Raw genomic sequence first — 21505 nt, 5'->3', positions numbered from 1 at the left:
TTACGGCATCAGCTCCAAAGGCAGCGCGCCACAGCCCAGCCCTCACAGCCCAGCCCCCACAGCCCAGCCCCAGAGCTCAGCCCCAGAGCTCAGCCCCAGAGCTCAGCCCCAGAGCTCAGCCCCAGAGCCCAGCCCCAGAGCCCAGGGCCGTGCAAGCCGGGGCCCGGCAGCCAGGGTCCCGGCAGCCCCGCCGCAGCCCTCGCGGCCCAGGCGCCGCGGGCGGTCAGGTGACCGGGAGGGCGGCCAGCCGGTGGGCGCGGCGGCCCGCGACGGCCACGACGATCGCGAGGGCCAGGGCGATCAGGAAGAAGACGTCCGCGCCGGTGAAGGCCGCGTGGAAGCCCGCCGTCGGGTCGGTGGCGGAGCTGGCACGGGTGTACGCGATGGTGAGGATCGCGATGCCGAGTGAGCCACCGAGTTGGTGGGCGACGTTGACGAGGCCGGACGCGGCACCGGCGTCCTGCGGTTCGACTCCGGCGACGCCGCCCTGGGTCATCAGGATGATGGCGATGCCCTGGCCGATTCCGATCACCAGCAGGGGCAGCAGCACGTCCGGGAAGTAGCTGGAGCCGGTCGAGATCCGCGACAGCCACGCCATGCCGACCAGCGCGACGACGAGGGACGCCACCAGCAGGACAGGCCGGCCGAGCCGGTTCTGCAGGGGCCGGATGGCGTACACCATGGCGAAGAACATGCCGGTGATGGGCACGTACGCGAAGCCGGTCTGGAGGGCGCTGAGGTGCAGGACCTCCTGGAGGTACTGGCTGAGGAAGTAGAAGGTGGAGAAGGTCGCGCCGACGATGAGGATCCGCCCGGCGTACGCTCCGGAGCGCTCCAGGCTGCGGAAGAGTCGCAGTGGGGTGATCGGCTGCGGTGCCCGGTGTTCGATCAGCGCGAAGGCGCTCAGGAGGATGACGCCGAGGCCCAACGGGACAACGGTGCCCGGTGCGCTCCAACCGGTCGCGGCGGCCTGGATGAAGCCGTACACCAGGGCGGTCATGCCGCCGGTGGAGGTCAGCGCCCCGCCGAGGTCGAACGTGCCGGCGCGGCGTTCGGTCTCGACCAGGAACCGTGGGGCGAGCAGCGCGATGGCGATGCCGATCGGAACGTTGACGAGCATTCCCCAGCGCCAGGAGAGCAGGTCGGTGAAGACGCCGCCGATGACGATGCCGACGCTGCCGCCGGCGCCGATGACCGCGCTGTAGAGGGCGATCACTTTGGCTCGGGCCCCTGGTTGGGGGTGGTCGGCGACCAGCAGCGCGAGCGTGGAGGGCACCGCGAGCGCGGCGGCGAGACCCTGCACGACGCGGGCGGTGATCAGCCAGCTGCCGCTCTGGGCGAGGCCGGCGGCGAGGGACGCCGCGGTGAACACTGTGATCCCGGCGAGGAAGACGCGGCGGCGGCCGAGCAGGTCACCGGCTCGGGCGCCGAGCAGGAGCAGGCCGCCGAACGCCAGAACGTAGGCGTTCTGCACCCAGGAGAGCCCGGACTGGGAGAAGCCGAACTGCCGCTGCACGTGCGGCAACGCGGTCGTGATGATCGAGGTGTCCAGCGTCATCATCAGCTGCGAGCCGAGGATGAGCGCCAGGGCGATCCCGCGTCGGGAAGCGGGAGTCGGGGACATGGTCCGCCTTCTTTCGGGGCTAGACTGATAGGAGACCTCCGAATAAGTGGAGGCGCACTATCACTCTAGTGATAGTCGCCCTCCGGTTGCTAGCGCTGGGAGACATCGGCATCGTGACGGCCCTCACCCACCTGCGCGTGGCCCGCCCGCACCGGGCCGACGCCGCCCGCAACTACGACGCGATCCTGGAGGCTGCCCGGGTCGCCTTCGCCGAGCAGGGCGCGCAGGCTCCGCTGGAGGAGATCGCCCGCCGGGCCGGAGTGGGCATCGCGACGCTCTACCGCAACTTCCCGACCCGGGAGGTGCTGATCGAGAACGTCTACGTCACCGAGGTCGAGGCGGTGTGCGCGACGGCCGGGGAGGCCGAGGGGCTCGCTCCCCGCGACGGCCTGTACGCGTGGCTGCGGCGCTTCGTGCAGTACATCGGGGCGAAACAACCCCTGGCCGCCGGCCTGAACCGGGAGTCCACCGCCTACCTGGAGTGTCGGCGGGCGCTCTACGCCGCCGGTGGGCCGCTGCTGGATCGGGCCCAGCGGGCTGGCGAGGTGCGCGCCGACGTGACGATCGACGACGTCATGCGCCTGGCCAGCGCCATCGCCTCCGGGCACTTTCCCCGCGCCGACCAGCGCGATCACGTGCTCACTGTCGCCCTGGACGGGCTGAGTACGCAGCCGGAGTGACGAACCCCGCGCGTCGATGTCCGAAGTGGAACAGTCGCGGAACGTGTTCGGGGAATCACGATGGACTCGGGACCTTGACTCTCGGGAAACATCGGGCCACCATCTGACAACGTTGTCACAGACCCCCGCCATCTGACAACGTTGTCATGTCTGGAGGCAAGATGTCCGAGCCATCGCCGATCTCACGGCGTACCTTCCTCTCCGCCGGCGCGACGCTGCTGGCGTCGGTCGGGGTGACCGCTGCCCTCCCGGACGCCCTCGCGTCCGCCGCCGTGCCGGCGCCGACCGCCACCCCCACCGACCTTGCCCGGTACCGCCCGGTGACGGTCTCCTCGACCGACTACGCGCCGACGCCGGCCACCTTCGCCGTGGACGGCCTGCCGCAGGTGGGCGTCCGGGGGAGTGGATGGCGCGCCGCCAACGGCGATCCACAGTGGATTTCGGTGGACCTCCAGGCGCTGTGCCGGATCGAGGCCGTCTCCCTGGTCTTCGAGGCCACCCTCACCGACGGGCCGTTCGACGGCAACTACACCGACACCGACGGTGACGAGATCCTCTCCAGCGCCGCCACGGCGTACCGGATCGAGGTCTCCACCGACGGCAGTGCCTGGCGGTCGGTGTACGAGACCAGCGAGGGCCAGGGCGGCACGCAGACCATCAAGCTTCCCGAGCCGGTCACCGCCCGGTGGATCCGGATGACCGTCACGAAGCGCTCGAACAGCAACCCGGTGGGCCTCAACGGCTTCCAGGTCTACGGCGTACCCCTGGCGGGCCGGCCGAAGGCCGAGGGCTGGACCAGTTGGGAGGGTGGCAACACCGGCCCGGCCCCCGAGTTGAGGGTCGCCGCCGACGGCACTGTGCCGCTGGAGTCGGGCTGGTCGTTGACGATGGACGACTTCGCCGGCACCGCCGACGGCGCCGAGCTCTCCCGCGCCGGCGTCGACGTCCGGTCCTGGCTGCCGGCGACGGTGCCCGGCACCGTGCTGGGCACCCTGGTCGAGCAGGGCCACCTGCCCGACCCGGTGGCCGGCTTCAACAACATGCGCATCCCGGAGGCGCTGTCCCGGCACACCTGGTGGTACCGGCGCGCGCTGCGACTGCCGCGCGACCTGGACACCTCGGCCGGCCGACGGATCTGGCTGGAGTTCGACGGGATCAACCACGAGGCGACCGCCTGGGTCAACGGCGTGCAGGTAGGCAGCGTCAAGCACCCGTTCGCGCGGGCTGCCTTCGACATCACCGACGCGTTGGCCGGTCACCGCGGCGAGCATGTCCTCGCCGTCCGGGTCACCCCGATGCCCCACCCGGGCACCCCCGGCGACAAGGGCCCCGACGGTCGTACCTTCCTCCAGTCGGCCCACCACTACCTTGACGCGCCGACCTACCTGGCGGTGTCCGGGTGGGACTGGATGCCGGCCGTCCGCGACCGGGTCACCGGCCTCTGGGACCACGTCCGCCTGCGCAGCACCGGCGCCGTGGTCATCGGCGACCCGCACGTGCAGACCACGCTGCCCGACCTGCCCGGCACCGACACCGCCGAGGTCACCATCCGGGTGCCGGTCCGCAACGCGGCGGCCAGCGCCACCACTGTCACCGTCCGCGCGGAGTTCGACAAGGTACGCGTCGAGTCCACAGTGACGGTCCCCGCCGGCGGGAGCACCACAGTCACCTTCACACCGGAGCGCTTCCGCGCGCTGCGGCTGCGCAACCCCCGGCTCTGGTGGCCCAACGGCTACGGCGACCCCCACCTGTACGACCTCACGCTCACCGCCACCGTGAAGCGCTCGGTGAGCGACCGACGTGCGCTCCGCTTCGGTGTCCGCGAGTTCGCCTACGACTGGCACCAGCCGATCGTCATCTCGCCGCCCGGAAAGCCCGCGCTGGAGTTCGTCGACGGCGCGGCGACCCAGACGGTCACGTTCGACCGGCAGCACGCCCAGCACGTGCGCATCCAGGCCGGCCAGCGTGCCACCGGTTGGGGAATCTCGATGTTCTCGCTGTCGGTGGCCGACGGCGCCGGCCCGGATCTCGCCCTGCGCCGCGACGCCACCGCGTCGTCCTCGGAGAACGACGGCAACGGTCCCGGCAAGGCCGTGGACGGCGACGCGACGACCCGCTGGGCCTCGCAGGCCGAGGACAACCAGTGGATCCAGGTCGACCTCGGCGCGGCGGTCGACTTCGACCGGGTCACCATCGTGTGGGAGCAGGCGTACGCGCTGGACTATCGCGTCCAGGTCTCCGCCGACGGGGACGCCTGGACCGACGTGACGTCGGTCAGCAACGACACCCCGCTGGGCAGCCGCGCCACCCAGGTCGAGACGTTCGCCAGCCAGACCGCCCAGCACCTGCGCATCCAGACCGGCGCGCGGGTGACCTCGTGGGGCGTGTCCATGTGGGCGCTCTCCGTGCAGCGGCAGGCCGAGCCGGACGTCGACCTGGCCCTGGGCGCAACCGCCACCGCGTCGTCGTCCGACAGCGACTCGAACGGCCCGGACCGGGCCGTCGACGGCAACCCCCGCACCCGCTGGTCGTCAAAGTTCGAGGACAACCAGTGGATCCAGGTCGACCTGGGCGCTCCGGTCAGCTTCGACCAGGTCAGCATCGTCTGGGAGCAGGCGTACGCCCGCGACTTCGTCATCCAGGTCTCGGCCGACGGGCAGCGGTGGACCGACGTGAAGTCGGTCAGCAACGCCGTCACCCAACTCAAGATCAGCGTGAACGGTGTGCCGGTGTTCGCCCGGGGCGGCAACTGGGGCTGGGACGAGCTGCTGCGTCGGGTGCTGCCCGACCGGCTGGCCGACACGGTCGAGATGCACCGCGACATGAACTTCACGATGATCCGCAACTGGCTCGGCAGCAGCAACCGCGAGGAGCTGTACCAGGCCTGCGACGAGCAGGGCATCCTGGTGTGGAACGACTTCTGGCAGGCGGGCGCGTTCCTGCCCAACCCGCCCGGTTACGTCGACATCGCCGCCGACACGATCCGGCGGTTCCGCCACCACCCGAGCATCGTGGTGTGGTGTGGCGCGAACGAGGGTGACCCGCCGCCGATCGTGGACGCCGGGCTCAAGCAGGCAGCGGCCACCGAGCACCCGGAAATCCTCTACATTCCCAACTCGGCCGGCGGCATCGTCAGCGGTCACGGCCCGTACCACTGGGTGGAGCCGGCGACGTACAACAACAGGAACACCTACGACACTGGCGCGTTCGGTTTCCACACCGAGATCGGCATGCCTGTGGTGTCGGTGGTCGAGAGCATGCGCAACCTCGTGGGTGACGCGCCGCAGTGGCCGATCGGTGAGGTGTGGAACTACCACGACTGGTCGACCATCGGTAACCAGCGTGTCGGCACGTACCAGGCGGCGATCGACGCGCGGCTCGGTGAGTCCGCCTCGCTCGACGAGTTCGCCACAAGGGCGCAGTTCGTCAACTACGAGAGCCACCGCGCGATGTTCGAGGCGTGGAACGCCAACCTGTGGCAGGACGCCACCGGTCTGCTGCTGTGGATGTCGCACCCGGCGTGGCACAGCACGGTCTGGCAGACCTACGACTACGACCTCGACGTGAACGGCGCCTACTACGGCGCCCGCAAGGGGTGCGAGCCGGTGCACGTCCAGGCCGACCCGGGCACCTGGCAGGTCCGGGTGGTCAACCACACCGCCGCGCCGCTCAGCGGGGTCACGGTGAGCGCCCGACGCTACGACCTGAGCGGCAGGTCGTTGGGTTCGCCCCAGCGGCAGCGGGTGGACGTGGCCCGCTCGGCCACCACGGCGGTCTTCCCGCTCGCCGCTCCGGACGGTGGTGGGCTGCACCTGGTGCGACTGGAGCTGCGGGACGGCCGGGACCGGCTGCTCGCGGAGAACACCTACTGGCGCTACGACAAGGCCGAGCAGGTGCGGGCGCTCAACGACGTGCCGAGCACCCGACTGTCGACGTCGTCGAGCACCGTACGCGTCGTGGACGGACGCAACACCGTCACCACGACGGTCCGTAACCAGGGTCGTACGGTCGCCGCCCTGGTACGGCTCGCCGTGCGCGACCAGCGCGGTGAGCGGGTCCTGCCGGCCCGCTACGACGACAACTACTTCTGGCTCCTGCCGGGGGAGAGCCGCGAGGTGCGGATCTCCTGGCCCGCCCGGTCGGGCCTCGCCCGCCAGGTCACGGTGACCGCGCAGGCGTACAACTCCTAGGGGTACGCGGTGGGAAGCGGCGCGGCGCGGGCCGCTTCCCACCGCGTCCCCACCGGCGGGGAGGGTCACTTCTTCTTCATGACGGCTTCGCGCCAGATCAGACCGGCGATGCTCGGCCTCACCTCGGTGGTGATCACCGCCATCGCCCGCCGGACGTACCGGTCATCGGTCAGCTGCGCCACCATGCTCGCCGCCAGGTCCGCGCGCGCCGTGAACAGGCCGTCCGCGACGTCCTGCGCCACCTCGTAGCGGGTGACGGTCGGGTGGTCGAACAACCCGGACGGCCGGGTGATGGTCCAGTCCAGGTCGCTGTCACGAACGAGGGACTCCATCCGCCGCATGTCCTCGTGCGCGGTGCGGCCTGCCCTGCGGTTGAACAGCGGGTCCAGCACGTTGTTGAAGAAGAACTCGCCGGTCGGGCGCCAGGTGGGGTCCAGCACGCTGGAGCTGACGGTGATCAGGCGCTTGATCCCGTGGCGGTGCATGGCGGCCATGATGTTCGCGTTGCCCCGGGAGTAGACGGTGATCGGCCTCGGAGTGAGGGGGACGCCCAGGCTGGACAGGACGGCGTCGCCGCCGGCCACGGCCCGGTCGACGGCGTCGGGGTCCGCGACGTCCGCGCTGACCACTGTGAGGCCGGGGCGGGGTTGTACGGCGTGCGGGCGGCGGGTGACCGCGACGACCTCGTGGCCGGCGGCCAGGGCCTGCCCGGTGATCTGACGGCCGGTGGGGCCGTTGGCGCCGAAGACGACAGTGCGCATGTGTTCGCTCCTCGCTGTGGTTGACGGCGTTGACCGTGCCAGCGGGGGAGAGCATTATTCAACCGTGTTGAATAAAACGCGGGGTCGGCCCCGCGGCAACCCCGACACCAAGGCCCGCATCGCCGAGGCCGCCCGCGAGCTGTTCCTGAAGCACGGTTATCCGGGCACGACGGTTCGGGCCATCGCCGCCGCCGCTGGCGTCGACTCGGCGTTGATCAGTTACCACTTCGGCTCCAAGCAGGGCCTCTTCAGTCAGTCGCTGAACCTGCTGTGCGTCGATCCCACCGCGCTCGACCAGGCTCTGCGGGGCGACCGGGACCAGCTGGCCGACCGCCTGCTCGACTCCGTCACCGGCCTGTGGGACGCCACCGGGCCGGTGCAGAGCCGGATGGCGGTGCAGGATGACGACACGATGCGCGCCCTGCGGGACTACCTGGACGGTGAGCTACGCCTCCGCATCGCTGAATTTCTCGGCGGGCCCGACGCCACGCGACGCGCCACCGCCGCTGTCGGCGTGCTCGGTGGGCTGATCTTCACGCGCTACCTGAACCCGATCCGTTCGATCGGTGGGCTCTCACCGGTCGACGTCCGGCGGGTCTTCGGGCCGGCGCTGCGTGCAGCCCTGTCCGGCCGAGCCCTGGGCTGAGCGCGCGGCCACCTGATCTGGTCGTTTCGGGCTGTTACCGCATCTCCGCCAAGGTCGAGACCCATGCTGTACGCGGGCAGGGAGCCGCGACTCGGAGGGTGCGGGAGTCGGCGGCGCGCAGGCAGGGGTCCGATCCCGGGGAGACTGGTCATGTCCGACGCGAGCCGCGCCGGGGGCGCGACGCCTCGGTCGACGTCCGGCGCGGTGCGGGTCGCGTTCGCGTTCTGGATCACGCTCGTGGGCACCACGGTGCCGACGCCGCTCTACCCGCTCTACGAGGAGGAATTCGGCTTCGCGTCGTTGACAGTGACAGTGGTCTACGCGCTGTACGCGCTGGGAGTCGTCGTCGGGCTGCTGGTCTTCGGTCGGCTCTCCGATCAGATCGGTCGACGCCCGGTCATCCTCATCGCGCTGCTGCTCTCGGTCGCCGCCGACGCCGTGTTCCTCGCCGCCGTGGACCTGGCGATGATCATCGTGGGTCGGATCCTCGCCGGGCTGTCGGCCGCGCTGATCATCGGCACGGCGACGGCGGCGTTGGCGGAGCTGATCGACCCTCGGCACCCGAAGCGTGCCGCCACCGTGTCGATCTTCGCGAACCTGGGCGGCCTGGCCACCGGCACCCTGCTGTCCGGGATCGTGTCGGACGTGGCACCCGAACCGCTGCGGCTGCCCTGGGTGATCGTGCTGATCCTGGCGTTGATCGCGATCGTTGCGCTGCGCGGGGTGCCGGAGACGGTCCGGGAACGTTCGCCGGTGACGGTGCGGGTGCAGCGGTTGTACGTGCCGGCGAGCATCCGCGGCGCCTTCGTCCGCTCGGCGATCACCGCTGGCGCGGGCTTCGCCGCCCTCGGGGTGCTCACGTCGGTGAGCGGGCTTTTCCTCGGCATGGTCCTGCACGAGACCTCACACACCCTGGCCGCGCTCGTGGTGTTCGTGGCGTTCACCGGCGCGGCGTTCGGTCAGCTGCTGACCCGGGTGTTGTCCTCGCGCGCCGCGCTGGCCAGCGCCTGCGTCGGTCTGGTGGTGGGGGCGGGCCTGCTGGCGTTCAGCATGTGGATGACGTTGCTGGCGACGCTGCTGATCAGCGCGGCGATCATCGGGGTCGCGTCCGGGGTGGCGGTCGGCGACGGCATCGCGACGATCACGATGAAGACCGAACCGCGGCACCGGGCCGAGACGGTGTCGACGTTCTTCGCCATCCTGTTCGCCATGCTCGGTGTGCCGGCGGTCGGGGTCGGTCTGCTGATCCAGACGATCGGGCTGCGCCCGGCCGGCGAGGTCTTCAGCGTGGTGGTGGCGGTGCTCGCGCTGGTCGTCCTGCTCAGCCTGGTTCGGGGCGGCCGGACCCGGCCCGCGAACTGATCACCGGCCGGGCCTGTTCAGGGTGCCCGGGGTGCCTGGCGAGCCATTCACTGAGGTCTTGCGGCGGTCATCGTATACAACATACGCTCCCCGAATCGCCCACTCGAGGAGCTCTCCATGACGAACCTCTCCGTCCGCGACACGAACCTGCCCCGCCGCCGGGTGCTCCGGGCCGCCGTGGCGGCGGCCGCCGTCGTCTGCACGGTCGTCGCCTGCTCACCGGTGTCCAAGAACGACGGCGGCGACCCGTCCGGCGGCGACCAGGCGGCGGGCCAGGATTCCTTCGGTACGCCCGCCGACCCCGCCGCCGTGAAGCAGGGCGGCAAGCTGGTCATCGCCCTCTCCGCCGAGCCCGACGCGCTGGACCCGACGCTGTCGAGAAGCCTCTACTCCCGCTACGTCTTCCAAGCCATGTGCCAGAAGCTCTACGACGTCAACGAGCAGGCGCAGGTCGTACCGCAGCTCGCGACGGCCCTGCCCACCACGAGCGGCGACGGCCGGACGGTGACCATTCCGCTGCGGCCCGGTGTGCGTTTCGCCGACGGCACGGCGTTCGACTCGGCGGCGGTGAAGGCGACCCTGCAACGCCACCTCACCAACGAGCGGTCGGCGCGTAAGAGCGAACTCGGTCCCATCGACGGCGTCGACACCCCGGACGCGCAGACCGTCGTCCTGCGGCTGAAGCAGCCGTTCGCGCCGCTGCTCGGGGCTCTCGCCGACCGGGCCGGCATGATCATGAGCGCCAAGGCGTTGCAGAGCCTCGGCGACGACTTCGCCTCGGCGCCGGTCTGCGTCGGCCCGTTCAAGTTCGCCAAGCGGGTGCCGCAGAACTCCATCGAGGTGGTGCGGGACCCCAACTACTACGACGCGAGCAAGGTGCACCTGGACGCCATCTCGTGGCGGATCCTCACCGACGCCAGCATCCGCGCCGCCAACCTGCGCTCCGGCGACGCCCAGGTCGCCGACTCCGTCTCCACCCAGGACGTCGCCTCGCTCCGGCAGGACGCGGCGCTTACCGTCCTCCAGTCACAGTCCCTCGGCTACCAGGGCCTGACCATCAACGTCGGCAACGTCGACGGTGTCGGCACCGCCCCCAAGCCGATCAACCGCCCCCTCGCCCAGAACGCCAAGGTGCGGCAGGCCTTCGAGCACGCGATCGACCGCAAGGCCCTTGTCGACGCGGTCTTCAACGGAGTGCACACCGCCGCCTGCTCGCCCATCTCACCCGCCAGCCCGTTCTCGTCGCCCGAGGCGCAGACCTGCCCGGCGCACGACCCCGCCAAGGCCAAGCAACTCCTCACCGAGGCCGGCGTGCAGACGCCGTACCCGGTCTCGATGCTCGCCTCGAACACGCCCGACACGCTGCGCCTCGCCCAGGCGTTGCAGTCCATGGTCAAGGACGGCGGGTTCGACCTGAAGATCAACCCGGTGGAGTACTCGTCGCTCCTCGACGAGCAGGACCGTGGCAACTTCGAGCTGCTGCAGCTCGGCTGGAGCGGGCGGATCGACCCGGACGCCAACATCACCAACTTCGTCGGCACCGGCGCCAGCCAGAACGTCGCCGGCTACAGCAACCCGCAGCTCGACACTCTGCTGACCCAGGCCCGGCAGGCCGGCGACGTCGAGGAGCGCAAGAAGCTGTACGGGCAGGCGGTCACGCTGCTTCAGCAGGACGACGCCCTGATCTACCTCTACCGGCAGCGCAACCTGACCGCCGTCAGCAAGCAGATCCAGGGCCTGCAGGTCTACCCGGACGGCGTGATCCGGGCGGCCTTCGCCGGCTTCGGCAAGTAGGCAGTAGTGGCCCGCTATCTGCTCACCCGCGCCTGGCAGTCGGCGCTGACCCTGCTGATGTCGACGATAGTGGTCTTCGTCGGCGTACGGGCGCTGCCCGGCGACCCGGCCCTCGCCCTGGCCGGCGAGGACCGGTCGCCGGAGGCCCTGGAGGCCATCCGGCGGCACTACGGGCTGGACCAGCCGCTGCCGGTGCAGTTCGCCCAGTACGTGGAGCGCATGGCACAGGGTGACTTCGGGGTGTCCATCCGCACCGGCACCCCGGTCTCGTCGATGCTCACGACCGCCCTGCCGGTGACAGTCGAGCTGTCCGTCCTGGCGATCCTCATCGCGGCGGCGCTGGGCGTCGGCGCCGGGGTGCTCGCGGCGGTCCGTCGTGGACGCCCGGCGGAGTGGCTCGCCAACGGCCTGGCCCTGATCGGCCTGTCGGTGCCGCACTTCTGGCTGGGGCTGCTGGCGATCCTCTACCTGTCAGTGGCGACCGGGCTCTTCCCCGCCTCCGGCTTCGTGCCGATCCTGGAGGACCCCGTGGACAACCTGCACCACATCGTCCTGCCGGCGGTGATCCTCGGCACCGGCCTGGCCGCCATCATCATGCGACAGACCCGGTCGGCGATGCTCGACTCGCTCTCCTCCGACTACGTGCGGACGGCGAAGGCGAAAGGCCTGCGACCGCGCGCCGTCATCACCCGGCACGCCCTGCGCAACAGCCTCATCGTGGTGGTGACCGTCGTGGGTCTCCAACTCGGCGGGCTGATCTCGGGCGCTGTCGTCACCGAACAGATCTTCGGGCTGCCGGGCTTCGGCAAGATGACGATCGACGCGGTGTTCCAACGGGACTACCCGGTGATCCAGGCCGTCGTCCTGCTCACCGCGGCTGCCTACATCGTGATCAACTTCTTCGTGGACCTGCTCTACTCGGTCATCGATCCACGCATCCGGGTGACGGGAGATCCGGCATGACCGTCCTCACCGTACCGATGGCGGAGACCGGCACCGCCAGCATCACCCGGCGTACCCGGGTGCTGCGGCGGCTGCGGCGCAACCCGCTCGCCGTGGTGAGCTTCGTCGTGCTCGCGCTGGCGGGCGTCATCGCGCTGCTCTCGCCCTGGCTCGCGCCCTATTCGGTCGACCAGACCGACTTCGCCCGTACGTTCGCGCCTCCGGGCACCGCCGGGCACCTGCTGGGCACCGACGACCTCGGTCGGGACGTCCTCTCCCGCATCATGCTCGGCGCGCGGGCGTCGTTGCAGGTCGGACTCCTGGCGGTGGCCACGTCACTGGTCATCGGGGTGCCGCTCGGGCTGGCCGCCGGCTACTTCCGGGCCTGGGACGCGGTGATCTCACGCTTCACCGACCTGCTGCTGGCGTTCCCGTTTCTGATCATGGCGGTGGGGTTGGCGGCCATCCGGGGCGCCAGCCTCGGCAACGCCGCGGTGGCCATCGGCATCGCCCAGATCCCCGGGGTGATCCGGGTCGTCCGCTCGGACACGCTGCGCCTCAAGTCGCTGGACTTCGTAGCGGCGGCCGTCGTGGACGGCGCGAGCGACCTGTGGGTGCTGGCCCGGCACATCCTGCCCAACGCGACCTCGGTGATCCTGGTGCAGGCCACTGTCGCCATCCCGGCCGCGATCCTCGGCGAGGCGGTGCTGTCCTTCCTCGGCCTCGGCATCCAACCCCCGGCGCCCAGTCTGGGCACCATGCTGGCCACCGCCCAGCAGTTCGCCGCCCGCGCACCGTGGGCCGCCGTCTTCCCCGGCGTGGTGATCATGGGTCTGGCGCTGGCGTTCAACGTCTTCGGTGACGCCCTGCGCGACGCCCTCGACCCGAAGGGAGACCGGCGATGACCACCGCCTCCGCGCCCGTGTTGGAGATCCGCGACCTGTCGGTGTCGTTCCCGACCGAGACCGGCACCGTCTCGGCGGTCGACGGGGTCAGCCTTGACCTCGCAGCCGGGGAGATCGTCGGGATGGTGGGCGAGTCGGGGTGCGGAAAGAGCGTCACAGCGATGAGCCTCGCCGGGCTGCTCCCGGGCAGCGCCCGGGTCACCGGGTCGGTCCGCCTGGACGGCACCCAACTGGTCGGGGCCCGCGAGTCGGCACTGCGCCGGGTCCGTGGCCGGGAGATCGCCTACATCTTCCAGGAGCCGATGACGTCGTTGAACCCGGTGCTCAGCGTCGGGCGGCAGATCGGGGAGGTGCTCCAGGTCCACGAACGAATGTCCCGACGGGCGGCGCGGGCCCGCGCCGTCGAACTGTTGACGCTCGTCGGGATCCCGTCCGCAGCCCAGCGGGTCGACAGCTATCCGCACCAACTCTCCGGTGGCATGCGCCAGCGCGTGATGATCGCGATGGCGGTGGCCTGCGGCCCGAAGGTGCTGGTGGCCGACGAGCCGACCACCGCGCTGGACGTCACCGTCCAGGCCGGCATCCTCCAGGTGCTGCGGGACCTGCGCGACCGGCTCGGCACGAGCGTCCTCATCATCACCCACGACCTCGGCGTGATCGCCGACATCGCGGACCGCGTCGTCGTCATGTACGCGGGCCGGGTGGTGGAACGGGCGCCGGCGGACGACCTGTTCGCCCAGCCCCGGCACCGGTACACGGCCGGGCTCCTGTCGGCGTCACCGCAGCCGGGCCGGCACGCCGGCACCGACCGGTTGACCGAGATCCCCGGGCTGGTGCCCGTTCTGGCCAGCCAACCCGACGCCTGCACCTTCGCGGATCGCTGCCCGGCCGCCGACGAGCAGTGCCGGGCCGCCGCCCCGCCGTTGGAGGACGTCGGTGGCACCGACCATGTCGCTGCCTGTTGGCACCCCTGCGCGACGGCACCGACGGCAGCTCAGGAGGCGAACCGATGACACCGCAGCCGAACGCCCTGGAGATCGCGGACCTGGTGATGCACTTCGGCCCGGTGCGTGCCGTGGACGGGGTGTCACTGACCATCCCGCGAGGCCGGGTCACGGCCCTGGTGGGCGAGAGCGGTTCCGGGAAGTCGACAGTGGGCCGATGCGTGGTGCGGCTCGTCGAGCCGACAGCGGGAACCGTCCGGATCGCGGGCACCGACGTCACCCACCTGTCCCGACGGCGGCTGCGTCCCCATCGCGGCGCGGTGTCGATCGTCTTCCAGGACCCGGCCGCGTCACTGGACCCGCGCATGCTGGTGGGCGAGATCGTGGCCGAGCCGCTGCGGCTGGCCGGCAAGAGGATCTCCCGGCGCGAGCGGGACGCCCGCGTCGCCCCCCAACTCGAACGGGTGGGCCTGCGCGCCGAGGTGGCCCGCCGCTACCCCCACGAGCTGTCCGGCGGGCAACGCCAACGCGTCAGCATCGCGCGGGCCCTGATCTCCGAGCCCATGTTGCTCATCGCCGACGAACCCACCAGCGCGCTCGACGTGTCAGTGCAGGCGTCGGTGCTCAACCTCCTCGCCGACCTGCAACGCGACATCGGGTTCGCCTGCCTCTTCATCACCCACGACCTGTCCGCTGTCGAGTACCTGGCCGACGACATCGCTGTCATGTACCTCGGTCAACTGGTCGAGACCGGCAGCCGCGAGCGGATCTTCGCCCGCCCCGCACACCCGTACACGCAGGCGCTGCTCTCCGCCGCGCCGGTGGCCGACCCGGTGCGTCAGCGCCACCGTCAGCCGGTGCTGCTCGGCGACGACCTGCCGTCCGCGCTCGACCCGCCGTCCGGCTGCCGGTTCCGGACCCGGTGCCCGCTCGCCTTCGACAGGTGCGCGACGGAGGTGCCGGCGCAGACCGCCATCGGCGACGGCATGGCCGCGTGTCACCTGGTCCGGCCGGACGGCACCGGTCCCGACGTTCGTACCGCAGATCCCAGTGAGGTGTTGTCATGACGTTCACCACCCGACCCACGTTGCAGGGCACCTTCGGCATGGTGTCCTCCACCCACTGGCTCGCCAGCCAGTCGGCGATGGGCATCCTGGAACGCGGGGGCAACGCCTTCGACGCCGCGGTCACCGCCGGTTTCGTCCTGCACGTCGTCGAGCCGCACCTGAACGGGCCGGGCGGCGAGGTGCCGACCATCGTGGCCACCGCACGGGACCCCCGACCGAAGGTGCTGTGCGGGCAGGGCCCGGCCCCGGCCGGTGCCACCATCGCGCACTTCCGGTCCCTCGGAATGGACCTCATCCCGGGCGCCGGGCCGCTCGCGGCGGCCGTACCCGGCGCGGTGGACGCCTGGCTCCTGCTGCTGCGCGAGCACGGCACGCTCACCCTCGCCGAGGTGCTGGAGCCGGCGATCGGCTACGCCGCCGCCGGGCACCCGCTGGTGGGCCGGGTCGGTGACACGGTGGCGGCCGTCCGGTCGTTGTTCGAGGAACACTGGCCCACCTCCGCCGCGCTCTGGCTGCGCGGCGGCCGACCGCCGGCCGCGGGGGAGTTGGTCACCAACCCGGCGTACGCGGACACCCTGCGCCGACTCGTCGAGGCGGGACGGGCGGCCGGTGCCGACCGGGAGGCCCAGATCGAGGCCGCCCGCCGGGCCTGGAGCACGGGTTTCGTCGCCGAGGCGATCGACGCGTTCAGCCGGCGGCCGTTCCAGGACTCCAGTGGCCGCCCGAACGCCGGGCTGGTCACCGGCGACGACATGGCCGCGTACTCGGCGAGCTGGGAGACGCCCGCCACCCTCGACTGGCACGGCTACTCGGTGGCGAAGACCGGTTTCTGGGGTCAGGGCCCGGTGCTGCTGGAGTCCCTGGCCACCCTGGACGCGCTCGACGACCCGGGCGCGTACGACCCGGCGACCGCGGCGGGCGTGCACGCCCAGGTCGAGGCGCTCAAGCTCGCCTTCGCCGACCGGGAGGCCTGGTACGGCGACGGGGCCGACGTGCCCGCCAAGGCGCTGCTCTCGCCGCAGTACGCCAGGGAGCGGGCCGCCCTGATCGGCGATCGCGCGTCGGCGGAGTTGCGGCCGGGGCACCCGGACGGGGCGCAGCCGCGCCTGCCCGCCCACGTCCGACCCGGTGCCGGTCGGCGTACCGGGCCGACGGATGCCACGACGGGAGAGCCGACGGTCCAGTCTGACGGGGTCACCCGGGGCGACACCTGTCACGTGGACGTGGTCGACCGGTGGGGCAACATGATCTCCGCTACGCCCAGCGGCGGCTGGTTGCAGAGTTCCCCGACGATTCCTGAGCTGGGATTTCCGCTGGGCAGCAGGTTGCAGATGTTCTGGCTGGAGGAGGGGCTCGCCTCGTCGCTGGCGCCGGGCCGCCGCCCGCGTACGACGTTGAGCCCGACGATGGTGCACCGCGACGGCGAGCCGGTGCTGGCCTGCGGCACCCCCGGTGGCGACCAGCAGGACCAGTGGCAGTTGCCGTTCCTGTTGCGGCACCTCGTCGGTGGGCAGAGCCTTCAGGAGGCCATCGACGCGCCGGCGTGGCACACGGTCAGCCTGCCGGGGTCGTTCTATCCCCGCGACATGGAGCCCGGTGTCCTGGTGGTGGAGGACCGGCTCGACGAGGGTGTGCTGGCGGCCCTGCGGGCGTACGGGCACGAGGTGCGGGTCACCGACGGGTGGAGCCTCGGTCGGCTCTGCGCGGTGACCCGTGATCCGGCGACGGGCGTGCTGGCGGCCGGTGCGAACCCCCGGGGGATGCAGGGCTACGCGTGCGGTCGTTAGCGGGCGCCGTAGCCGCCTTCGGCGTTCTCGTACGCCGCTGCGGATGCCGCGTCGAGGTGGTCGAGCGCGGCCCGCTCGGCGCGGTCACCGTCGCCCGACTCGATGGCGTCGACGAGTTGGATGTGCTCGGCCCACGAGTGTGGCGCGCGTTCGGCCGCGCCGAGCCGGAAGACCCACTGGACATGGAGGTAGAGCGACTTGGCGATCGACGACAGCCAGGGGTTTCCGCTGATCTGGAGGATGCGCAGGTGCAGCGTGCTGTTCAGTTCGGCGACGCGGGCCAGGTCGTGGCGCTGCGTCGCCTCGCGGCCCTGGTCGAGCAGGGCGCGCAGGGACGCCACGTCGGCTGCTGTGGCCCGCTCGGCGGCCAGCCGGGCGGCCAGTGTCTCCAGCCGCTGGCGCACGGCGAACATGTCGGCGATGGTCCCGCTGCTCGGTGAGGCGACGACCGCTCCCCGGCGGGGGAGGATCACGACGAACCCCTCCGCCTCGGCGACGCGCAGCGCCTCCCGGACCGGGTTGCGGGAGACGCCGAAGTCCTCGGCGAGCCGGTCCTCGGTCAGCCGTTCTCCGGGAAGGTAGTCGCCGTCGATGATGGCGGTCCGCAGCGCGGCGAGGACCTGATCGCGTAGCGGCAGGTGTTGCGCGCCCAGCTTGTCCCGTAGGTCTTCAGCCACCTGGTTGCCTCTCCGTGAACGTGTCCGGACAAAGTGTATACGAAGAACAATTATTGGAAGGTGGCCGACAGTGTCGAGCACAGCGCCCCGCGTCACCCACCCCCACGTCGCCCCGCGCCGAGACGAGCGCCTGCTGCGGCGACGGCAGGCGCTCGTCGTCGTCCTCACCTTCCTCACCGGGAGCGCCGACGCTCTCGGTTTCCTCGCCCTCGGCGGCGCCTTCGCCAGCGTGATGACCGGCAACATGGTCCTGCTCGGGCTCTCGGCCGGCCGGGGCGAAGCCGACCTGGCTCTGACGTCGGGCTGCGCCATCGCCAGCTTCATCGTCGGTGTCCTCGCGGGCGCCCGCGTCGTCGGCTCGGCACAGCCCGACGATCCGGTCTGGCCCCGGCGGGTCACCTGGGCGCTGGTCCTGGAGCTGTCGGTGTTCGTGGTGTTCGCCGTCGTCTGGGAGGTCACCCTGCACACCCCCGACGCGGCTGTCCACCTGGCGTTGCTGATGCTGTCAGCGGTCGCGCTGGGTGTGCAGAGCAGCGCGATCCAACGCTTCGGGGTGTCCGGCCTGTCCTCCACGTACCTGACCGGCACGCTCACCAGCCTGATCGCCGGGGTCGCCGCCCGCAGCCCGTGGGCCAGCCTGCGCCCCAAGGCCCAGGTGCTGCTGGCCCTCATGGTCGGCGCGGCGGTCGGCGCCCTTGTCGCCGTGCACCTGCCGGTCGTCGCCCCGGCACTGCTGATCGTGCCGCTGGTGCTCGTCATCGCCGTGTCCGCGCGGATGCGGGCGTGAGCGTCAGACGCCGCGAGCGAACAGGGCCAGGCGTACCCGGTTCGGGCTGTCGGTCTTGGTCATCAGGCTGGTGATGTGGGTCTTGACGGTGGTGACACCGATGTGGAGCTGGTCGGCGATCTCGGTGTTGGACAGGCCCTCGGCGACCAGGTCGAGCACGTCCCGTTCCCGGGCGGTCAGGCCCGGCAGGGCCGGCGGTGACCCCGGGCGGGCGTGCACCGCGCGCTGCACGAGGCGACGCAGCACCTCCGGACTGAACGGGCTGTCACCGACGGCGGCCCGGCGGATGCCGTCCAGCAGCTCGGTCGGGGGCGCGTCCTTCAGCAGGAACCCGCACGCTCCCGCGGTCAGCGCGGGGTAGAGGTGGTCGTCGTCGCCGAACGTGGTCAGCACCAGGACTCGGGTGGCGGGGCGTTCGGCGAGGATCCGGCTGGTCGCGGTGATCCCGTCGACACCGGGCATCCGCAGGTCCATGACGACGACGTCGGGGAGCAGCCGCCCGGCCAGCGGAATCGCCTCCCGGCCGCTGTCGGCCTCCCCGACGACCTCGATGTCGGGTTGGGCGTCGCAGAGCATGCGCAGCCCGGCCCGGATGAGGTGCTGGTCGTCGACCAGCAGCACCCGGATCACGCCGGCTCCGGCGCGGGCGACCCGGCCGGGGCCTCCCGCTCGCGGGGCACCGACCCGACCGGCGCGGCGGCGGCCACTGCCGGAAGGACGGTCCGTACCCGCCATCCGGTGCCGGTAGGGCCCGCCTCCAACCGGCCGCCGAGGACCTCGACACGCTCGCGCATCCCGGTGATGCCGTGCCCGCCACCGACCGGCACGCCCGCCGGCACCCCGTCGCGCCCGTTGTCGGCGACCTCCCAGTGCACGGAGCCGTCCCGGACAGCGACCACGAGGTGCGCGAGCGCCGACGTCCCCGCGTGTTTGGCCACGTTGGTCAGCGCCTCCTGGGTCAGCCGCAGCACCGCCATGCCGCGCACCGCGTCGAGTGAATCGATCGCCGGGTCGAGATCGGCCTCCACAGTGACACCCGCCTGCCGGGCCCGGTCGATGGACGCGCCGATCGCCGCCGGCAGCGCGGACGGTTCGATGGCGGTCAGCGCCGCGTCGCCGCGTACCCCGTCGGGGTTGCGCAGCACCGCGACCAGCCGGCGCAGTTCCGCGAGGGCCGCAGTGCCGGTGCCGTGCACGTCGTCGAAGACCTCGCCCACCCGCGGGTCCAGGTCGGTGAGCACGTGCCGGGCCACGCCGACCCGCAGCACCATCGACGCCACATGGTGCGCGACGACGTCGTGCAGCTCGCGGGCGATGGCGCTGCGTTCGTCGGCGCGGGCCGCGCGACTCTCCGACTCGTGCTGGCGTTGCTCGGCCACGGCCCGTTCCACGGCCTGCCGACTCAGCTCCCGGTTGGCGCGGATGACGAGGCCGAGCAGCACCGGCACGCCGACCTCCAGGGCCAGGCCGACGACGCCCGAGGCGACCTGGCGGGCCGTGTCGCCGACCGAGTCGGTCAGGTCCACCACCACCAGCAGCACGGCGGACAGCCAGATGGTCCGGGGGCGGCGCGCCCGCATGGTGATCTCGAGCAGTGCCCAACTCGCGCCAACCTGGTTGATGGTGAAGTCGTCGACCAGGCAGATCGCGACAGTCAGCAGGGCGGCCTGCGCCACCAGGTTGACCACCGGTCGACGGTGCGCCGCCAGCGCCACGGCGAACGCGAGCACCGCGAGGATCCACTGTGGTGTCGTGGGCGTGCTGGTGGAGTGCGGAACGAAGAGCAGGTAGCACAGCCCGCTGAGATCGAGCAGCACCATCCGCACGAGGGTGTCCCGCACGTCGAACAGTCGCCCCGGCCAGCTCACGGTGGTCAGCCTAGGTGCTGCGGGCCGGTGGCGACGGCCGCCGGCCGCCGCCACCGGGTCCGGACCGCGAGGTACGCGGCCAGACCGAGCGGTCCGAGCAGGATGGTCAGCAGCAGCACCGGAGCCATCACCAGCGCCGGCACCCCCCGATCGCGGCTGTCCAACCACGCCCACCGCCCGACGAACAGATCGAACGCGATCATGTGCGCCCAACCCGCCGCGGCCCCGTCGGAGGTGCCGAGCAGGTCGCGCACCCCGGCCAAGGTCGGCGACCCCACGGCCGGCAGCACGTCGCCGAACGCCGGCAGCACCAGCAGCGCATAGATCACCACGACCGGCGCCACGATCAGCGGCGAGGCGATGATCCGGGCGGTCCACGACCAACGCGGCAGCAGGATCATCAGCGCCCAGAACGGCGCGGCCACCGCGAACGTCAGGGAGAACAGCGTCGCGGTCACGCGGCCAGCGCCAGTTCCGGGCGACGTCGGCGGGCCAGCACCAGGCCGGTGGCGCTCGCCGTCGCGACCACCAGTGCCGCGAGCGCGGCGAGCGTGACGGCGTCCGGCCGCAGCAGCGGCTGTTCGCGCAGGGCCTGCCAGGTCAACAGCACTGTGAGTACGCCGTACGCGCCGCCCGCGACGACCAGCAGCCGGGCGCGGGTGCGCTCGTTCAACCGTGTCGCGAACCGGCTCAGCAGGATCGCCAGGATCGGCAAGGCCTGGAGGGCGTGCAGCCCCACGAAGTGCCCGATCCGCAGGTCACCGCCGGTGGTGCTCCATCCCACCAGTGGCAACCCCGGCCCACCGTCGGGCACGCCGACGCTGTGCGCCCCACCGATGCCCTCGATCCCCGGGTCCTGCATCGGCAGCGCCATCGGCACCGCCGCGAGCATGCCCAGCAGGGACAGGCCGAGCCCCCATCCGACGGCGGTTGCGGCGACCCGATCGGGGATCCGCTGGATCAGGACCACGATCCCGATGACGAGGTGCGCGAAGAACAGCACCATGATCGCCGCGCCCATCGCCGCGAACAGCGCGGTGTTCACCGGGGTGCTGTCGTTGAAGTGGCTGGTCTGCCCGCGGATCACCTGACCGACGATCACCGCGTTCTCGACGACCGCCACCGCGACGATGACGACGGCCGCCCTCTCGACGGCTCGGCTGCGTCGCGGCAGCAGGGAGAGCATCCAGGCGAGCGTGGCGCCGTAGAGCACGAACGACACGGCGAACTTGAACGGCTTGAGCCAGATCGGCGCCCCGGTCAGGACGCGCGAGTCGACGAGGATGCCGACCACGGTGATGACGGTGAGCACCGCCATCACGGATACCAGGAACATCAGTGGGCGGTTCCAGCGCGTCGCCCGGCGCACAACGGTAGTCATGTCTGTAGATGGTCGTAGCCGCGTCCGCCGATCGCGTCCGACCCCGAGCCCCGGTTGCGGCCGCTGGTCGGAGCCCGCCTCCTCCCTGGG

Annotated in this window: 18 protein-coding genes; 11 read left to right on the top strand and 7 right to left on the bottom strand. The window is 71.6% G+C overall.

All coding sequences use genetic code 11. The annotated features are described in order from the left end of the window. Positions 1-223: 223 nt before the first annotated feature. Entirely contained in the window at positions 224-1624 is a 1401-nt protein-coding gene (locus tag MED01_RS16760) for an MFS transporter (protein ID WP_238669497.1), read from the bottom strand. Between the two features lie 113 nt (positions 1625-1737). Between MED01_RS16760 and MED01_RS16755 the strand changes: the two genes are divergently transcribed. Further along, the gene (locus tag MED01_RS16755; protein WP_238669496.1) at positions 1738-2304 is read left to right on the top strand and encodes a TetR/AcrR family transcriptional regulator; all 567 of its coding nucleotides are present in this window, start codon (positions 1738-1740) and stop codon (positions 2302-2304) included. Between the two features lie 161 nt (positions 2305-2465). Beyond that, the gene (locus MED01_RS16750) at positions 2466-6494 is read left to right on the top strand and encodes a discoidin domain-containing protein (RefSeq protein WP_238669495.1); all 4029 of its coding nucleotides are present in this window, start codon (positions 2466-2468) and stop codon (positions 6492-6494) included. Between the two features lie 65 nt (positions 6495-6559). Here MED01_RS16750 and MED01_RS16745 read toward each other — a convergent pair whose 3' ends face one another. Next, positions 6560-7255, bottom strand: a complete 696-nt coding sequence (locus MED01_RS16745) for an NAD(P)-dependent oxidoreductase (protein ID WP_238669494.1) — start codon at positions 7253-7255, stop codon at positions 6560-6562. A 64-nt stretch (positions 7256-7319) separates the two neighbouring features. Between MED01_RS16745 and MED01_RS35760 the strand changes: the two genes are divergently transcribed. From MED01_RS35760 to MED01_RS16700, 8 genes are all read left to right on the top strand, one after another. Then, entirely contained in the window at positions 7320-7901 is a 582-nt protein-coding gene (locus MED01_RS35760; RefSeq protein ID WP_308193492.1) for a TetR/AcrR family transcriptional regulator, read from the top strand. A gap of 150 nt (positions 7902-8051) precedes the next feature. Next, positions 8052-9263, top strand: a complete 1212-nt coding sequence (locus tag MED01_RS16730) for an MFS transporter (RefSeq protein WP_238669493.1) — start codon at positions 8052-8054, stop codon at positions 9261-9263. Positions 9264-9380: 117 nt separating this feature from the next. Further along, positions 9381-11057, top strand: coding sequence for an ABC transporter substrate-binding protein (locus tag MED01_RS16725; RefSeq protein ID WP_238669492.1), 1677 nt, complete (start codon positions 9381-9383; stop codon positions 11055-11057). A gap of 6 nt (positions 11058-11063) precedes the next feature. Next, a complete protein-coding gene (locus MED01_RS16720; protein WP_238669491.1) occupies positions 11064-12020 on the top strand; it encodes an ABC transporter permease in 957 nt (318 codons plus the stop codon). Beyond that, on the top strand, positions 12017-12904 hold the full coding sequence (locus tag MED01_RS16715; RefSeq protein ID WP_091399349.1) for an ABC transporter permease: 888 nt from the start codon (positions 12017-12019) through the stop codon (positions 12902-12904). Before MED01_RS16720 ends, MED01_RS16715 begins: the two co-directional genes overlap by 4 nt. Beyond that, positions 12901-13917, top strand: coding sequence for an ABC transporter ATP-binding protein (locus tag MED01_RS16710; protein WP_238669490.1), 1017 nt, complete (start codon positions 12901-12903; stop codon positions 13915-13917). The genes MED01_RS16715 and MED01_RS16710 overlap by 4 nt, the downstream gene beginning before the upstream one ends. Next, positions 13914-14915, top strand: a complete 1002-nt coding sequence (locus tag MED01_RS16705; protein ID WP_112589347.1) for an ABC transporter ATP-binding protein — start codon at positions 13914-13916, stop codon at positions 14913-14915. Before MED01_RS16710 ends, MED01_RS16705 begins: the two co-directional genes overlap by 4 nt. Beyond that, positions 14912-16702 carry a gamma-glutamyltransferase family protein gene (locus MED01_RS16700; RefSeq protein ID WP_238669489.1) on the top strand — a complete coding sequence of 597 codons (1791 nt, stop codon included), beginning with the start codon at positions 14912-14914 and terminating at the stop codon, positions 16700-16702. The genes MED01_RS16705 and MED01_RS16700 overlap by 4 nt, the downstream gene beginning before the upstream one ends. On the opposite strand, the gene MED01_RS16695 is transcribed toward MED01_RS16700, so the two are convergent. Beyond that, positions 16699-17379, bottom strand: coding sequence for a GntR family transcriptional regulator (locus tag MED01_RS16695; RefSeq protein WP_238669488.1), 681 nt, complete (start codon positions 17377-17379; stop codon positions 16699-16701). The genes MED01_RS16700 and MED01_RS16695 overlap by 4 nt on opposite strands. 70 nt (positions 17380-17449) lie before the next feature. Here MED01_RS16695 and MED01_RS16690 point away from each other — a divergent pair, with 70 nt between their 5' ends. Next, the gene (locus MED01_RS16690; RefSeq protein WP_238669487.1) at positions 17450-18166 is read left to right on the top strand and encodes a YoaK family protein; all 717 of its coding nucleotides are present in this window, start codon (positions 17450-17452) and stop codon (positions 18164-18166) included. A gap of 3 nt (positions 18167-18169) precedes the next feature. Here MED01_RS16690 and MED01_RS16685 read toward each other — a convergent pair whose 3' ends face one another. From MED01_RS16685 to MED01_RS16670, 4 genes are read right to left on the bottom strand one after another with little or no spacing between them, the layout of a single operon-like run. Further along, on the bottom strand, positions 18170-18796 hold the full coding sequence (locus MED01_RS16685) for a response regulator transcription factor (RefSeq protein WP_238669486.1): 627 nt from the start codon (positions 18794-18796) through the stop codon (positions 18170-18172). Continuing rightward, positions 18793-20034 (bottom strand): sensor histidine kinase, encoded by a 1242-nt coding sequence (locus MED01_RS16680; RefSeq protein WP_238669485.1) that lies wholly within the window; start codon positions 20032-20034, stop codon positions 18793-18795. The genes MED01_RS16685 and MED01_RS16680 overlap by 4 nt, the downstream gene beginning before the upstream one ends. Before the next feature lie 5 nt (positions 20035-20039). Then, entirely contained in the window at positions 20040-20492 is a 453-nt protein-coding gene (locus MED01_RS16675) for an ABA4-like family protein (RefSeq protein WP_238669484.1), read from the bottom strand. Continuing rightward, entirely contained in the window at positions 20489-21415 is a 927-nt protein-coding gene (locus MED01_RS16670; RefSeq protein ID WP_238669483.1) for a hypothetical protein, read from the bottom strand. The genes MED01_RS16675 and MED01_RS16670 overlap by 4 nt, the downstream gene beginning before the upstream one ends. Positions 21416-21505 lie beyond the last annotated feature (90 nt).

The organism is Micromonospora alfalfae (assembly GCF_022230925.1).
In the GTDB taxonomy this organism is placed as follows: domain Bacteria; phylum Actinomycetota; class Actinomycetes; order Mycobacteriales; family Micromonosporaceae; genus Micromonospora; species Micromonospora alfalfae.
The sequence above is the reverse complement of the archived record's forward strand: the minus strand, read 5'-3'. Positions and strand labels throughout refer to the sequence as shown.